Source organism: uncultured Bacteroides sp., assembly GCF_910586915.1.
In the GTDB taxonomy this organism is placed as follows: domain Bacteria; phylum Bacteroidota; class Bacteroidia; order Bacteroidales; family Bacteroidaceae; genus Bacteroides.
Genome location: NZ_CAJULN010000004.1, coordinates 79,603 through 96,246 on the forward strand (window position 1 = coordinate 79,603; position 16,644 = coordinate 96,246).

At 45.1% G+C, this 16,644-nt stretch carries 13 protein-coding genes, 1 tRNA gene and 2 pseudogenes; all 16 read right to left on the bottom strand.

Annotation, left to right across the window (positions count from 1 at the left end):
- Nucleotides 1-63 precede the first annotated feature (63 nt).
- A complete protein-coding gene (gene rpsL / locus QZ331_RS02905) occupies nt 64-465 on the bottom strand; it encodes a 30S ribosomal protein S12 (protein WP_294627886.1) in 402 nt (133 codons plus the stop codon).
- Nucleotides 466-907: 442 nt separating this feature from the next.
- Nucleotides 908-2,566, bottom strand: a pseudogene (locus tag QZ331_RS02915) (RagB/SusD family nutrient uptake outer membrane protein).
- 8 nt (nt 2,567-2,574) lie between these two features.
- Nucleotides 2,575-3,498, bottom strand: coding sequence for a TonB-dependent receptor plug domain-containing protein (locus tag QZ331_RS02920; protein ID WP_294627993.1), 924 nt, complete (start codon nt 3,496-3,498; stop codon nt 2,575-2,577).
- Nucleotides 3,455-3,868 (bottom strand): annotated as a pseudogene (locus tag QZ331_RS02925) (hypothetical protein); the annotation flags it as partial. The pseudogene QZ331_RS02925 and the gene QZ331_RS02920, both read right to left, overlap by 44 nt.
- A gap of 12 nt (nt 3,869-3,880) precedes the next feature.
- On the bottom strand, nt 3,881-4,348 hold the full coding sequence (locus QZ331_RS02930) for a hypothetical protein (RefSeq protein ID WP_294627892.1): 468 nt from the start codon (nt 4,346-4,348) through the stop codon (nt 3,881-3,883).
- Nucleotides 4,349-4,406: 58 nt separating this feature from the next.
- Entirely contained in the window at nt 4,407-4,634 is a 228-nt protein-coding gene (locus tag QZ331_RS02935; RefSeq protein WP_294627893.1) for a sigma-70 family RNA polymerase sigma factor, read from the bottom strand.
- Between the two features lie 199 nt (nt 4,635-4,833).
- Entirely contained in the window at nt 4,834-5,157 is a 324-nt protein-coding gene (locus QZ331_RS02940) for a DUF3467 domain-containing protein (RefSeq protein WP_024988098.1), read from the bottom strand.
- Nucleotides 5,158-5,298: 141 nt separating this feature from the next.
- A complete protein-coding gene (rpoC, locus tag QZ331_RS02945; protein ID WP_294627895.1) occupies nt 5,299-9,582 on the bottom strand; it encodes a DNA-directed RNA polymerase subunit beta' in 4,284 nt (1,427 codons plus the stop codon).
- Between the two features lie 107 nt (nt 9,583-9,689).
- Entirely contained in the window at nt 9,690-13,502 is a 3,813-nt protein-coding gene (rpoB, locus tag QZ331_RS02950) for a DNA-directed RNA polymerase subunit beta (RefSeq protein ID WP_294627897.1), read from the bottom strand.
- A gap of 104 nt (nt 13,503-13,606) precedes the next feature.
- Entirely contained in the window at nt 13,607-13,981 is a 375-nt protein-coding gene (rplL, locus tag QZ331_RS02955) for a 50S ribosomal protein L7/L12 (RefSeq protein WP_002558082.1), read from the bottom strand.
- 46 nt (nt 13,982-14,027) lie between these two features.
- Complete coding sequence (gene rplJ / locus QZ331_RS02960) at nt 14,028-14,546, bottom strand: 50S ribosomal protein L10 (protein ID WP_294627900.1); 519 nt, start codon at nt 14,544-14,546, stop codon at nt 14,028-14,030.
- Nucleotides 14,547-14,561: 15 nt separating this feature from the next.
- Nucleotides 14,562-15,260 (bottom strand): 50S ribosomal protein L1, encoded by a 699-nt coding sequence (gene rplA / locus QZ331_RS02965; protein ID WP_175631403.1) that lies wholly within the window; start codon nt 15,258-15,260, stop codon nt 14,562-14,564.
- 15 nt (nt 15,261-15,275) lie between these two features.
- Nucleotides 15,276-15,719, bottom strand: a complete 444-nt coding sequence (gene rplK / locus QZ331_RS02970; RefSeq protein ID WP_175631402.1) for a 50S ribosomal protein L11 — start codon at nt 15,717-15,719, stop codon at nt 15,276-15,278.
- A 61-nt stretch (nt 15,720-15,780) separates the two neighbouring features.
- Nucleotides 15,781-16,323 carry a transcription termination/antitermination protein NusG gene (gene nusG / locus QZ331_RS02975; protein WP_294627904.1) on the bottom strand — a complete coding sequence of 181 codons (543 nt, stop codon included), beginning with the start codon at nt 16,321-16,323 and terminating at the stop codon, nt 15,781-15,783.
- A gap of 15 nt (nt 16,324-16,338) precedes the next feature.
- Complete coding sequence (gene secE / locus QZ331_RS02980; protein WP_294627906.1) at nt 16,339-16,530, bottom strand: preprotein translocase subunit SecE; 192 nt, start codon at nt 16,528-16,530, stop codon at nt 16,339-16,341.
- A gap of 14 nt (nt 16,531-16,544) precedes the next feature.
- Nucleotides 16,545-16,617, bottom strand: a tRNA-Trp gene (locus tag QZ331_RS02985).
- Nucleotides 16,618-16,644 lie beyond the last annotated feature (27 nt).

Below are 16,644 nucleotides of genomic sequence, written 5' to 3' on the forward strand. Positions count from 1 at the left end.
TTAGCATCTCCAACAAACTAAAACGTAAGTTATTACTTTAATTTTTTAACAAGATTTTAATCTTTATTTTTTCTTAGCCGGTGCTGCTTGTCCCGGTTTCGGACGCTTAGCTCCGTATTTGGAACGTCTTTGAGTACGGCCTGCCACGCCTGCTGTATCAAGTGTTCCACGAACAACGTGATAGCGTACACCCGGAAGGTCTTTCACACGACCGCCGCGTACGAGAACGATGGAGTGTTCCTGCAAGTTGTGTCCTTCGCCCGGGATGTAAGAGTTCACCTCTTTCTGGTTTGTCAAACGCACACGAGCTACTTTACGCATTGCAGAGTTCGGCTTCTTCGGAGTAGTTGTGTATACTCTCACGCAAACGCCACGTCTTTGAGGACATGAATCCAAAGCCGGAGATTTACTCTTCTCCACCAACGCTTCGCGTCCTTTTCTTACTAATTGCTGAATTGTAGGCATTTTAATTGTTTTTTGATTTATATTATTGTTATATTAATTTCGTAACTATACATTTCGGGGTGCAAAAGTACGAATTAATATTTGAATAGACAACCTGCTATGTTCTTTTTTTCTCTTTTAATATTTTTTATGGTTGTATCCTCTCCTTTTCTCCCGCCATTTTGTGGTTGTCGGGCAGAAGGCAAGGCCGTTCATTCTGATAGAAGGGAAGGAGTAGCGGAGAATTGCCTAAGATTTATCCTTCCGTTACCTAAAGAGTAGCTGCCGGAATGCATAAATTTATTCGTCTGACTATAGTGTCTCTTTCGTCTGACTATAGTATACGTTTCGTCTAACTATAGTCAGACGAAAGTTTAACTACAGTCAGACGAATAGTTTTTAGTAAGAAAGAGAATAGTCGTTCGTACTGTAATCCGTAAGCCGTCGCAAGAAAACGGTTAGATTACCACAGGGGATTCTGTACCAACAGCCTTCCCCTACTCTTTTGGATTTCATTATCCGGAATAGGGAAAAGGTACATCGAACGTCTCCAGGCGCGATTTTCAATCACTGTACGGGTATAATATGCACCGGGGTTTCCGGCTTCGTCCCGGCGGCCGCCATTCATATTCATTCCCCAAACAGTTGTCTAGTCTCCCTCCTGCCCTTCATCGCCTACCATCCAACGGCGCACGTCGAAGTAGTGGGTGCCTTCGGCAAACAATTCGACACGGCGTTCGCGATGGATGGCTTTGCGTTGCAATTCCTGGTTTCCGATGATATCCTTCAAGCCTTGCGCCTTCAGTTCTTGGTAGTCCAAAATACCAGCACGGTGACGCACTGCATCCAGATAATGGATGATATCGGGATGGGACGGGTCTAACTCCGGGTCCCAATATTTCACCTTATCCCACACTGCCAGGTTGTTGCCCTGGAAGAAGAGACGAAGATTGGTTATCTTCAGCCTTTCGAGCATCTTCTTGGAAAACTCGTAACCAACTTCCACGTTCTTCAGCCGCAAGAACCCCGAGTCCCGATACCACCACGTGCTGGGGAAATAGTTGTGTGTGTGTGTGAAATCGGCGCCGTGCACGCGAGGATAAAGCACCTTCTGATTGTAAGGTTCTTCCGCCTTCCAACGGTCGCGCAGCAATGCTCTTGCCGATGTTTTGTCTTTTCCTACCGTAAAAGGCATCATGGTGCTCGAACTCGCCATCAGGTTGACAGAAGAGTGTGCCGTCCCCTGGAAGGTCATTTCGTCATATTCGATGAATTTATTTTTGGCATACGTGATGTTTCCTATCGCAGAAAGTACAACGTCTCCCAAATTCTGCTTGAGGGTAAGGTTGGCATCAAATCCCTTGTTGGTCGCAATACCGAAGTTCTGATAAGGCGGGACACGCATACCGGCAACATCCAAAATAGTCCTGCGTTGCAGCAGGATGTCGTTTCTCCGGTTAGAGAAATAGTCGGCAGACAGATAGACCCTATCTTCGAACAAGCCTAAGTCGATACCAATATTCACTTTCTTTTCTTTCTCCCAGGAAAGGGCGGGCATGGCAATCGTTCTTTCCACAATACCTGCACCTGAGCCATTGGACGCACCACCGCCCTGACCGGGCGACAGTCCGAAGTTATATCCGGAAGCACCTGTGTTCACGCTTTCACGGTAGGGGAAACGGCCGTAATCATCGCCCAGCTTATCATTGCCGGTAATACCGTAAGAGGCTCTCAGTTTCAACGTGCTGATATAATCGGCTACTTGGCGCATAAACTTTTCGTGACTCACATACCAGGCAACTCCCACAGCAGGAAAAATTCCCCAACGATGTCCTTCGGCGAAGTTCTCGCTTCCCGTCATACCCATGCTCGCTTCTACCATGTAGCGGATGTCGTAGGCATAAGTTCCTCTGGCTACAACGCTCTGTTTACGGAAAGGAAGCAGATTCAGCCCGCCTTTATTCTGATACAGGCTCTCTTTCTGCATATATAGCAGCAAGCCTGTCACGTCGTGCTTCTCGTTGAACATACGCGCATAGTTCAAAGAGGCCTCCAAATAGATTTTCTTCTCACCGCTATTGGAAGAAAGCGAAGGGTCGGACAATGCAGTACCGGCTTTCATCTGTTTTTTCAACAGCCCACCGTCCTCACCGCGTCCGGTAGCAGCATACGTTTCCAGAGAATACCTTTTACGGACAATTCTTCGGTTATAAAGTCCAGTTTTTGATTCAACGTGACTTTCGTCTGTAAAAAGGCTCCCCACGTTTTGGTATATCCGCCATTGTTGAGCATATTATAGGGTTGGTCGGTCACTTCCCAACCAGTATCGTTGGCATCGGAGAAACTTCCGTCGGAATATAGCATTGGAATGACGTGGGTGGGATAGCGGTACACGACCGTAAAAATATCGTCGGAACCAAATCCCGGGGCATTCTTGCACAGGTATTGTCCGCTCATATCCAAAGAGAGCTGGGTGGTACGGCTCAAGTCCATGTCTACGTTAGAACGGAGGTTGAAACGCTGCAAACCGATATTGGCATTATAGTCGTCGACGGCAGAAGACTTGAAAATACCATCTTCGGAATAATAGGAACCGGAGGCGAAATAACGTACCTTGTCCGAACCTCCACGGAAACTGATGGTGTAGCGCTGGCTCTGTGTCTTTGTGTTGAGCAACTCCGTCCAGTCTACATTGGGATATAAATCGTGGTCTGCCCCGTCGCGGTAATATCCCAATATTTCATCGGAAGTATCGGGTGTGAATTGCTCCGGATTGCCGCTATCGTTCCACCTCGCTTCGTTGAACAGGCTCAGGTAATCGTAAGCGGGCAGCAATTCCATCACGCGGTTTGGCGTTACAATATTGTATTGCGCAGTGGCATTGACCTGTGTTTTCTGCACCTTGCCACGCTTTGAAGTAATCAGCACTACTCCATTAGCGCCTTCGGCACCATATACCGCAGTGGCGGCAGCATCTTTCAACACCGAGAAAGATTCAATTTCGTCCACATCAATATCGTTCATCGAACGCGGTACTCCGTCTACCAATACCAACGGACTTGTACCACCACCATACGAACTTTGGCCGCGAATGAAGAAGGCCGCCCCGTTTAGTAAATAATAAACATTCAAAACTAAGCGACTGTTGACTACGCCATGCGATACATTTACCCGCATCAACGTTTTCGATGGTTGATGTTCCCTTATGACGGTCGAAAACCAAACGCTCGTCGGGATTCATCACTGTAGCTTTCTCTTTGCCTGTGTTGCGGTCGATAGTCGTCACTTCTACCTTTCCATTCAAAAGGATTGTTTCTACCGTTCCTTCTTTGTCGTAACTGAATATTTTAAAAGCCGTACCAACTGCCTTTATTTTCATGTCAGTAGTATGAACTATAAAAGGCTGGCGAGCATTTGGAGCTACATCGAAAAAGGCCTACCCTTCTAAAGTGACATCACGGCTTTTACCTGTAAATGTTTTAGGATATGTCAGACGACTTAAAGGACCCATCTGCACCATTGTGCCATCCGGCAATGAGAAGGTATCAACGCCCCGGCTGCCTGAGTATACAATATTTGCCACTTTATCCTTATGTACTGACAAAGCAAAATAAAGCATTCCCGATATGCTCAACAAAAGTGCAAAAGATGCAACCATACTGTATGTTTTATAGAATCGCTCTTGCACGCACACATACCGCCTGCTTTCCATCTCGTTGCAAATGTTTCTCCATATTTTTTTGGAATCTGTTTTATCTTGTACGGTAACATCGTCAGCATATTCCAACTGATTCCGCATCCGTTCTTCAACAGGAGGAAGTGACAATAATTCCATCTCTTCTTTCTCTGACAAGAAACCCCGAATCATTTTCTTTAACAGAGTTTTTTCTTTGGTATGTTTCATTATGCTTATACTTATGCGTTTGTGTGTTAAAACACGCAAAACAAAGTTGTGAGAAGTATCACATAAATGCAATAAGCAAAAGGAGATTTTTCTTCAAGTATTCCAGTGCGGTATTTATCTGATTTTCCACTGTTTTTTCTGATATCTGAAGAGATTGGGCTATTTCTTTATAACTGAGATTCTGTTTACGGCTCATATTGAAAATCTCTTGACAACGGAGAGGTAACTCATTTATCAGTTTGTCGATGAAGTCTTGCAAGTCGGCAGCTTCATACTCTTTTTCCACATCTTGATAGGATAAGTTCTTTTTCGTGCATCTCCATAATATCAAATTTATCATTATTCTCTTAATGCTCATATAAAAATCAGTCGGAAGATAACACAATGACAGGGCTAAAAAGATTTCTTCTCGCCCTGTCATTACATTCTTATACCCAACAACGTTATCAAATCAAAAGAACAAGCATATCGGTTTTAACAACCGACTATGCTTCTCCCTTGAAACCATCCAACGGGGGAATATACGTATCTTTCTTGTTGTTATTCTCCGGAATCCGAATCGGGCCGAACACCGACTCGTATTTGCGCACATTGTCCTGCAATGCGTGCAACAGGCGCACCGCGTGTTCAGGGGTGAGGATGACACGCGACTGTACGCCGGCTTTCGGCATCCCTGGCATCACACGTATAAAATCAAGAATAAATTCCGAACTCGAATGCGTTATAACAGCAAGGTTGGCATACGTTCCTTGCGCTACCTCTTCTTTCAATTCTATCTGCAACTGCCCGTTATTGTTTTGCTCTTCCATATATCTGATGAATGTTATAAAGTTATTATGCAAAGAAAGACATTTTTTTCGTAAGAAAGAAAATAAGTCTTTACAAAAAGAAAAAGGAGCAATCACCATCCTGGGCAATCGCTCCTTTTTCATATAGTCAATTGAATTGTATTATTCTACTTCGCTGTAGTCGAGTACGGTCTTCTTGTTGGCCAAGATACGGTCATACTCTTCTTTCGAACCGACAATCAGTTTTTCGAATTCACGCTGTCCTGTACCTGCCGGAATCAGGTGACCGCAAATCACATTTTCCTTCATACCTTCGAGACGGTCAACCTTGCCGTTGATGGCAGCTTCGTTGAGCACTTTCGTCGTCTCCTGGAAAGAAGCAGCCGACATGAAACTTGAAGTCTGCAATGCGGCACGGGTGATACCTTGAAGAATCTGAGTCGAGGTAGCAGCCACAGCATCGCGTACTTCGACCGGTTTCAAGTCACGACGTTTCAACATACTGTTTTCATCGCGCAACTTGCGGGCTGTCACAATCTGTCCCGGCTGCAAGTTCTGAGAATCGCCGGCATCAGTTACTACCTTCTTGCCCCAGATACGGTCGTTCTCTTCCATGAACTCAAGTTTGTCTACCACCTGTTGTTCCAGGAAGCGGGTATCGCCCGGTTCGTCAATCTGAACCTTACGCATCATCTGACGAACGATAATCTCGAAGTGCTTGTCGTTAATCTTCACACCCTGCAAACGGTACACATCCTGAACTTCATTCACGATATATTCCTGTACAGCCGTAGGACCTTTGATGGCAAGGATATCTGCTGGAGTAATGGCACCGTCGGACAACGGAGTACCGGCACGTACATAGTCATTCTCCTGCACCAAAATCTGCTTGGACAATGCAACCAAATATTTCTTAACCTCACCTGTCTTGGAAGTCACAATGATTTCGCGGTTACCACGCTTAATCTTACCCATTGTCACCTCACCGTCAATTTCAGAAACAACGGCAGGATTAGACGGATTGCGGGCTTCGAACAATTCGGTCACACGAGGAAGACCTCCTGTGATATCACCTGCCTTACCTACAGCACGCGGAATCTTCACGATTACCTCACCGGCCTTAACCTTCTGACCGTTTTCGATAATTACGTGACCGCCCACCGGCAAGTTGTAAGTACGAATCAAATCGCCATCTTCGGTCAAGATATGAGCCGAAGGAACTTTGGTCTTATCTTTGGATTCGATAATGATAATTTCACGAAGACCGGTAGCTTCGTCAGACTCAACCTTGTAAGTAACGTTTTCAATCACGCCCTCAAACTCGATTTTACCAGTTGCTTCAGTGATAATAACGGCATTGAACGGGTCCCACTTGGCAATCAGCTTGCCTTTTTCTACCAGTTCGCCGTCACCTACATACAATGTCGAACCGTAAGGTACATTGTGAGTGGAAAGAACGATACCGGTGTTGACATCAACGAAACGAACTTCAGCCAAACGGCCTACGACCACTTTCGCAGATTCGCCCATTTCATCCACGATATCTACCGTACGCAATTCTTCAAATTCGAGACGTGCGTTATTCTTAGCGACGATGCTTGCATTTGCTGCGATATTGGCAGCAGTACCACCGGCGTGGAATGTACGCAGTGTCAACTGTGTACCCGGCTCACCGATAGACTGAGCTGCGATTACACCGACAGCTTCGCCCTTCTGAACCATGCGGCTTGTTGCCAAGTTGCGTCCGTAGCATTTAGCACAAACACCCTTCTTAGCCTCACAAGTCAATACCGAGCGGATTTCAACACTCTCAATCGGAGAATCCTGAATCTTCTTGGCAATTTCTTCCGTGATTTCTTCTCCTCCGGCAACTAAGAGTTCACCGGTAGTCGGATGAATAATATCATGTACGGAAACACGTCCCAAGATACGTTCGTACAGCGTAGCAATAACTTCATCGTTATTCTTAAGGTCTGTACAAACCAATCCACGGAGTGTACCGCAGTCTTCTTCCGTAATAATAACATCGTGCGATACGTCTACCAAACGACGAGTCAGATATCCGGCATCGGCAGTCTTCAAGGCCGTATCCGCCAAACCTTTACGGGCACCGTGGGTAGAGATAAAGTACTCCAACACCGAAAGTCCTTCCTTAAAGTTCGACAAAATCGGGTTCTCAATAATCTGTCCACCTTCTGCACCGGCTTTCTGCGGTTTTGCCATCAAACCACGCATACCTGACAACTGACGAATCTGCTCCTTAGAACCACGGGCACCTGAGTCAAGCATCATGTAAACAGAGTTGAAACCTTGATCGTCCGAAGAGATAGTCTTCATCAGGATGTTGGACAACTCGGAGTTAACGTGTGTCCAGATATCAATCACCTGATTGTAACGTTCGTTGTTGGTGATGAAACCCATGTTATAGTTGTTGACAACCTGCTCCACTTCTTCGTAACCCTTCTGTACCAGAGCTTCTTTTTCTTCCGGAATGATGATGTCACCCAAGTTGAACGACAAACCACCCTTGAACGCCATTTGGTAACCTAAGTTCTTGATTCCGTCGAGGAAGTTGGCAGCCTTAGCCACACCACACACTTTAATTACATCGCTAATGATGTCACGAAGAGACTTCTTAGAGATGATGGTATTGATGTAACCTGCTTCGGGCGGAACGATTTCGTTCACAATGACACGACCTACCGAAGTTTCGCGCATCACGTCAACAATGTTGCCATTCTCATCAACGTCTTTCACGATAACTTTCACCGGAGCGTGAATATCTACCTTACCTTCATTGTAAGCAATCAGGGCTTCTTCCGGTCCGTAGAATGTCAGACCTTCGCCCTTCGCACCGGCACGCAACTTGGTGATATAGTACAAACCAAGAACCATATCCTGTGCAGGCACCGTGATAGGCGCACCGTTCGCCGGATTCAAGATATTATGTGATTGAAGCATCAACATCTGTGCTTCAAGAATTGCTTCATTGCTCAAAGGCAAGTGCACAGCCATCTGGTCACCGTCAAAGTCGGCATTGAAAGCCGTACAGGCCAACGGGTGCAACTGGATAGCCTTACCTTCAATCATTTTAGGCTGGAAAGCCTGGATACCCAGACGGTGCAATGTCGGAGCACGGTTCAGAAGCACCGGATGACCTTTCATCACGTGTTCCAGAATATCCCAAATGACAGCCTCTTTGCGGTCTACGATTTTCTTTGCAGACTTAACAGTCTTAACGATACCGCGTTCGATGAGCTTACGGATAATAAACGGCTTGTATAACTCGGCAGCCATCAGTTTAGGAATACCGCACTCACCCATTTTCAATTCAGGACCTACGACAATTACCGAACGGGCAGAGTAGTCGACACGTTTACCCAGCAAGTTCTGACGGAAACGTCCCTGCTTACCCTTCAAACTGTCAGACAGTGATTTCAACGGACGGTTGGCATCTGTCTTCACAGCACTTGACTTACGTGAGTTATCGAACAAAGAATCGACTGATTCCTGAAGCATACGTTTTTCATTACGCAAGATTACTTCCGGAGCCTTGATTTCAATGAGTCGTTTCAGACGGTTGTTGCGGATAATCACACGACGGTAGAGGTCGTTCAAGTCGGAAGTAGCAAAACGGCCACCGTCCAACGGAACCAACGGACGAAGTTCAGGCGGAATAACCGGTACAATACGTACAATCATCCATTCCGGTTTGTTACGTCCACGTGAAGCACGGAACGACTCTACCACCTGTAAGCGCTTCAAAGCCTCGTTCTTACGCTGCTGTGAAGCATCGTTACCGGCACGGTGACGTAATTCGTATGACAAAGCGTCCAAATCCAGACGAGACAACAAGTCGTAGATAGCTTCAGCTCCCATCTTGGCAATGAACTTGTTCGGGTCGTTATCTTCAAGGAACTGGTTATCCTTCGGAAGCGTATCGAGAATGTCCAAATATTCTTCTTCCGAAAGCAAATCATATTCTGCTACGCCATCTTCCGCCTTTACACCCGGCTGAATGACAACATAACGTTCGTAGTATATAATCGAATCGAGTTTTTTGGTCGGCAAGCCGAGCAAATAACCGATTTTGTTAGGAAGTGAACGGAAATACCAGATGTGAGCCACCGGCACAACCAACTGGATATGTCCCATACGTTCACGACGTACCTTCTTTTCGGTAACTTCCACACCACAACGGTCGCAGACGATACCTTTATAACGGATACGCTTGTACTTACCGCAATGGCACTCGTAGTCCTTGATAGGACCAAAGATGCGCTCACAGAACAAACCGTCACGTTCGGGTTTGTAGGTGCGGTAATTGATGGTTTCAGGCTTCAAAACTTCACCACTCGAATTCTCAAGGATTTCTTCCGGAGAAGCCAGACCTATCGAGATCTTCGAGAAATTACTTTTCGTCTTATTTTCTTTTCTAAAAGCCATACTCTATATAATTGAGATTTGATAATTGAATCATTGGAAATTGAAAAAGACACGGATGTCAGCAAGCCACATTACCGACTTGCTGACACCGCCTGTTCTTCTGTATTTTATTCGAAGTTGATGCTCAAGCCTAAACCTCTCAACTCATGGAGCAATACATTCAGAGACTCCGGAATGCCAGGCTGCGGCATCGGCTCACCTTTCACGATTGCCTCATAAGCCTTCGAACGTCCTACCACGTCGTCAGACTTGATAGTCAGGATTTCCTGCAGGATGTGGGCAGCCCCAAAGCCTTCAAGCGCCCAAACCTCCATTTCTCCGAAACGCTGACCACCAAACTGTGCCTTACCACCAAGAGGTTGCTGAGTAATCAATGAGTACGGACCGATAGAACGAGCGTGCATCTTGTCTTCAACCATGTGGCCTAATTTCAACATATAAGTCACACCTACGGTTGCCGGCTGGTCAAATTGCTCACCGGTACCACCGTCGCAAAGATAAGTCTTGCAATAGCGCGGCAATCCGGCCTTGTCTGTCCATTCGTTCAAATCTTCCATTGTAGCACCATCGAAAATAGGAGTGGCAAATTTAACTCCCAATGTTTTTCCGGCACGTCCGAGTACAGCTTCAAAAATCTGACCGATGTTCATACGAGAAGGCACACCCAACGGATTGAGCACAATGTCAACCGGCGTACCATCGGACAAGAACGGCATATCTTCCTGACGTACAACGCGCGACACGATACCTTTATTACCGTGGCGACCTGCCATCTTATCTCCGACACCAATCTTACGTTTCTTGGCAATATACACTTTTGCCATCTGAATGATACCGGCAGGAAGTTCGTCGCCGATTGTGATAGCAAACTTCTTACGCTTCAATTCGGCATCCAGTTCTTTGTACTTCTTGATGAAATTCATCACCAAATCACGAATCATACCGTTGGTATGTTCGTCAGCAGTCCAATTACTCAACTGAATAGAAGTAAAGTCGAGCGAATCGAAATCGGATGCGCTGAACTTCGAACCTTTGGCAATTACCTCGGCTCCCAAGTAGTCTTTCACACCTTGCGAAACCTTACCTTCCGTCAGCGTCATCAGTTTCTTCACCAAAATACGCTTCAAGTCGGCTACTTTCGATTCGAACTCGTCGTCGATTTTAGGCAGCAACGCTTTGTCTGCCAATTTTGCGCTACGGTTCTTGATGACACGCGAGAACAACTTCTTGTCGATGACAACACCTTTCAGAGAAGGAGAAGCCTTCAACGAAGCATCTTTCACATCGCCCGCCTTGTCGCCAAAAATAGCACGAAGCAGTTTTTCTTCCGGTGAAGGGTCGGATTCACCTTTCGGAGTAATCTTACCAATCATGATATCACCCGGTTCGATGCGGGCACCGATTCTTACGATACCGTTTTCGTCCAGGTCTTTTGTTGCTTCTTCACTCACATTCGGGATATCGGAAGTCAACTCTTCCATACCGCGTTTCGTTTCACGAACTTCCAAAGAATATTCCTCTACGTGGACAGAAGTCAGCAAGTCTTCACGCACCACGCGTTCGTTCAACACGATAGCATCCTCATAATTGTATCCCTTCCAGGGCATATAGGCAACCAGCAGGTTCTTACCCAACGCCAGTTCACCTTTTTCGGTAGAATAACCTTCAGTCAGGATATCTCCCTTCTTCACACGCTGACCTTTGTCGCAAATCGGACGCAAGTCAATCGTCATATTCTGGTTAGTCTTGCGGAATTTCGGAATTCTATACTCTTTCAAAGCAGATTCGAAACTTACGAATTCTTCATCCTCCGTACGGTCATACAGAATACGAATCGTAGTAGCATCCACATAGTCAACCACACCGTCTCCTTCCGCTGTAATCTGCGTACGAGAGTCGCGAACCAACTGACGTTCGATACCTGTACCTACAATCGGCGCCTCGCTTCTCAGCAAAGGAACAGCTTGGCGCATCATGTTCGAACCCATCAATGCGCGGTTAGCATCGTCGTGTTCAAGGAAAGGAATCAATGAAGCTGCGATTGAAGCAATCTGCTGAGGAGAAACGTCCATCAGCTCTACTTCGCCCGGTTCTACTACCGGGAAATCCGCATCCTGACGAGACTTCACTTTGTTGCGCACAAACGAGCCGTCCTCATTCAAAGGAGCATTACCCTGTGCAATAATTTTGGCCTCTTCTTCTTCGGCAGACAAGTAAACCAAACCGTTTTCAGAAAGATCCACCTTTCCGTTCTCGACTTTACGATACGGAGTTTCGATGAATCCGAGTTCATTAATCTTAGCAAACACACACAAGGAAGAAATCAAACCGATGTTCGGACCTTCAGGGGTCTCAATCGGACAAAGACGACCATAGTGTGTATAGTGAACGTCGCGCACCTCAAATCCGGCACGCTCGCGGGAAAGACCACCAGGACCCAGTGCCGACATACGACGCTTGTGTGTAATTTCGGCAAGCGGATTCGTCTGGTCCATGAACTGAGACAGCGCGTTCGTTCCGAAGAAAGAATTGATTACTGAAGAAATCGTCTTCGCATTAATCAAATCAATCGGGGTGAACACCTCATTGTCGCGGACATTCATACGTTCGCGAATGGTACGCGACATACGAGCCAGACCGACCGCGAACTGGTTGGACAACTGCTCGCCTACCGTACGCACGCGGCGATTGCTCAAGTGGTCGATATCATCCACATCTGCCTTTGAGTTGATTAGCTCAATCAGATATTTGATGATTTCAATGATATCTTCCTTAGTGAGTACACGCACGTCCATATCAGTAGTCAGATTCAACTTTTTGTTGATTCTGTAACGGCCTACATCACCCAAGTCATATCGTTTTTCTGAGAAGAACAAGTTGTTGATAACCTCACGTGCACTTGCATCATCGGCCGGATCGGCATTACGCAACTGACGGTAGATATACAACACAGCTTCCTTTTCCGAGTTACTCGGGTCCTTCTGCAACGTATTATATATAATAGAGAAATCGGACTGATTCGGTTCTTCCTTATGCAGAAGAATGTTCTGAACACCCGACTCCAGAATTTCATCAATATGCTCCTCTTCCAGTACGGTTTCACGGTCGATAATAACTTCGTTACGTTCGATAGAAACCACTTCACCGGTATCTTCATCAACGAAATCTTCAATCCATGTTTTCAAGACACGTGCAGCCAGTTTGCGTCCCAGCACTTTCTTCAGATTAGTCTTGTTCACCTTCACATCTTCCGCAAGGTTGAATATTTCGAGAATATCCTTATCATTCTCGAAACCGATTGCGCGCAACAAAGTGGTTACGGGCAACTTCTTCTTACGGTCGATGTACGCATACATCACATTATTGATGTCAGTAGCAAACTCAATCCACGAACCCTTGAACGGGATAATACGAGCCGAATAAAGTTTCGTACCATTAGCGTGCACGCTCTGACCGAAGAACACACCCGGAGAACGGTGAAGCTGTGAAACAACTACACGTTCGGCACCATTAATGACGAAAGTAGCCTTGTCGGTCATATAAGGGATGGGGCCGAGGAATACATCCTGAATCACTGTATCAAAATCCTCATGATCGGGGTCTGTACAATAGAGCTTAAGTTTCGCTTTTAAAGGAACGCTATAAGTGAGCCCACGCTCTATACAATCGTCGATGGTATAACGCGGCGGATCAATATAATAGTCCAGAAACTCAAGAACAAAATTGTTTCTTGTATCGGCAATAGGGAAGTTTTCGGCAAATACTTTATACAATCCCTCATTCTTACGTTTTTCGGGCGGGGTATCTAATTGTAGAAAGTCTTGGAATGACTTCAATTGTACTTCCAGGAAATCCGGATATTCGAGCGGATTCTTAGTCGAAGCAAAATTAACTCTTTGATTTACAGTATTTGAAGACATCTATTAATGAATTTGGAGAACTTAATTTGAAATATATACACAAAAAGGTTAAGAATCCTCTTTCGAAGGATTCTTAACCGAACTACCTGATTACCAGGCTAATGTTATTTAAGTTCAACTTCAGCTCCAGCTTCTTCCAATGTTTTCTTCAATGATTCTGCTTCGTCTTTAGCCAAACCTTCTTTTACTACACTGGGAGCACCGTCAACCATGTCCTTAGCTTCTTTCAAACCAAGACCACAAGCTTCCTTAACGGCTTTAACTACCTGAAGTTTAGCTGCACCAGCGCTCTTCAATACTACGTCGAAAGAAGTTTTTTCTTCTACAGCAGCAGCACCAGCTGCGGGGCCAGCAGCAACAGCTACAGCTGCAGCAGCAGGTTCAATACCGTATTCTTCTTTAAGGATAGTTGCAAGTTCATTAACTTCTTTTACTGTCAAGTTAACTAATTGTTCTGCAAAAGCTTTCAAATCTGCCATTTTTTGTATGATTTTAATTGTTTAAATACTTTGTTGTTTTATGAAATTATTCGGGTCTCTCACCAAGCGTTTTGAGTACTCCGTGAAGTGTGTTACCACCTGATTGAAGAGCAGAAATAACATTCTTCGCCGGAGATTGCAGCAATGCAACGATGTCAGCGATAACTTCATTCTTACTCTTGATTGCAACGAGAGCATCCAATTGGTCTGCACCAATGTAGAAGCTTTCTTCTGCATATGCAGCTTTCAGTCCGGGAATACCGTCTTTTGCTTTGTCTTTGATCAGTTTGGCCGGTACGTTTGCAGTGTTGCAGAACATAATAGCGGTAGTACCTTTCAAAGAGCCGTACAGAGGAGAGAAATCTTCTTCCAGGCTTTCGAGAGCCTTGTGAAGCAATGTGTTTTTAACCACCATCAATTTGATGTCCGATTTAAAACAATCTCTTCTCAATGCGCTGGTAGCGGCAGCATTCATAGCTGTAACGTCTACCAAATAGAAATGACCGTATTCCTTTACTGTAGCAGCAATCTGTGCTATAATCGAATTTTTATCTTCCTTTCTCATGATTAGTCTGTTTTATTAGATTTCTTCCACTGATTTCGGGTCAATCTTAATACCCGCACTCATTGTACTTGAAAGATAAATACTCTTAATATATGTACCCTTTGCTGCTGTCGGTTTCAGTTTGTTGAGCGTAGAGATGAACTCTTTCGCGTTGTCGCGAATCTGCTCAGGACTGAATGAAACCTTACCGATAGAAGTATGAACGATACCGCTCTTGTCAACTTTAAAGTCAATCTTACCTTGTTTTACTTCTTTTACAGCTTTAGCAACATCCATAGTTACAGTACCACTCTTAGGGTTCGGCATCAATCCGCGAGGACCGAGTACACGACCGAGTGCACCAATTTTACCCATGATAGACGGCATAGTGATAATCACATCGATATCAGTCCATCCACCTTTGATCTTTTCAATATATTCGTCAAGACCAACATAGTCAGCGCCAGCTTCTTTTGCAGCAGCTTCAGCATCCGGTGTACAGAGCACCAACACACGTACTTGTTTACCAGTACCGTGAGGAAGTGAAACGACACCTCTCACCATCTGGTTGGCTTTACGCGGGTCAACGCCTAAACGTACATCGATATCCAGTGAAGCATCGAACTTGGTGAAAGTGATTTCCTTTACCAAAGATGCAGCTTCTTTCAGTGAGTATGCTTTCCCTGCTTCAATTTTTTCTGCAGCTAACTTTTGATTTTTTGTCAGTTTACCCATTACAATTGAAGTTTATTAGTTATTAACCGGGAACTCCCCTTTTACAGCGATACCCATACTTCTGGCTGTACCTGCAACCATTCTCATGGCAGCTTCCACAGTAAAACAGTTCAAGTCCACCAATTTGTCCTGAGCAATCGTACGAACCTGTTCCCAAGTAATCTCGGCAACTTTCTTACGGTTAGGCTCAGCAGAACCGCTCTTTACCTTAGTCAATTCAAGCAATTGAATAGCAACGGGAGGAGTCTTGATTACAAAATCGAAAGACTTATCTGCGTAGTAAGTAATGATAACAGGCAAAATCTTACCTGCCTTGTCTTGGGTTCTGGCATTGAATTGCTTGCAAAATTCCATAATATTGATACCTTTGGAACCCAAAGCAGGTCCTACCGGGGGTGATGGATTTGCAGCGCCTCCTTTAATCTGTAATTTGATTAGTCCAGCAACTTCTTTAGCCATTTTTTTATTGATTTATATATAAACATTAAACGAAGAACAACAACAGCGTAACAATTCCGCGTTATTCCTTTTCCACTTGCATAAAACCTAATTCAAGCGGCGTTTTGCGCCCGAATATCTTTACCATGACTTTCAGTTTCTTTTTTTCACTGTTCACTTCTTCAATGATGCCACTGAATCCGCTAAAAGGTCCAAAAGTAACTTTTACAGTTTCGCCAACTACGTAAGGGATATTGAGTTCTTCACCCGTCTCCTGCAGTTCGTCCACTGTACCAAGTATACGATTCACTTCTGATTGTCTGAGGGGTACCGGTTTTTCGGAACCGCCCAAAAAGCCTATCACATTGGGAGTGTTGCGTAAGTGGTGAGAAACCTCACCTACCAAAGCAGCCTCCACCAAAACGTAACCAGGGAGATAACTTCTCTCCTTCACAATTTTTTTACCATTGCGAACCTGGTAAACCTTTTCAGTAGGAATCAATACCTGAGATACATATTCGCCGAGGTCGCTGTTTTTAATGTCAGCTTCAAGGTATTCCTTCACCTTAGCTTCTTTTCCGCTAATAGCACGCAACACGTACCATTTCTTCTCCATCTCAGCCATTTTCAACTCCTAATTTTAATGTGGATAAACGATTTTTTCCATGAAGTTCTGGAAACAGACATCCATACCCCATACTACCAATGCAATAAGCAGGGAAGCATATAAAACAACTACTGCACTGTTAGCAAGTTCGGAATACGTAGGCCACGATACTTTATGTACAAGTTCGTCGTAAGATTCTTTAATATAAGCTATTATCTTTTTCATTTCAATAATATTAGCACGGGAGGAGAGGCTCGAACTCCCGACACCCGGTTTTGGAGACCGGCGCTCTACCAACTGAGCTACTCCCGTTTGTACATAATCAGTTCCCGATAGAAA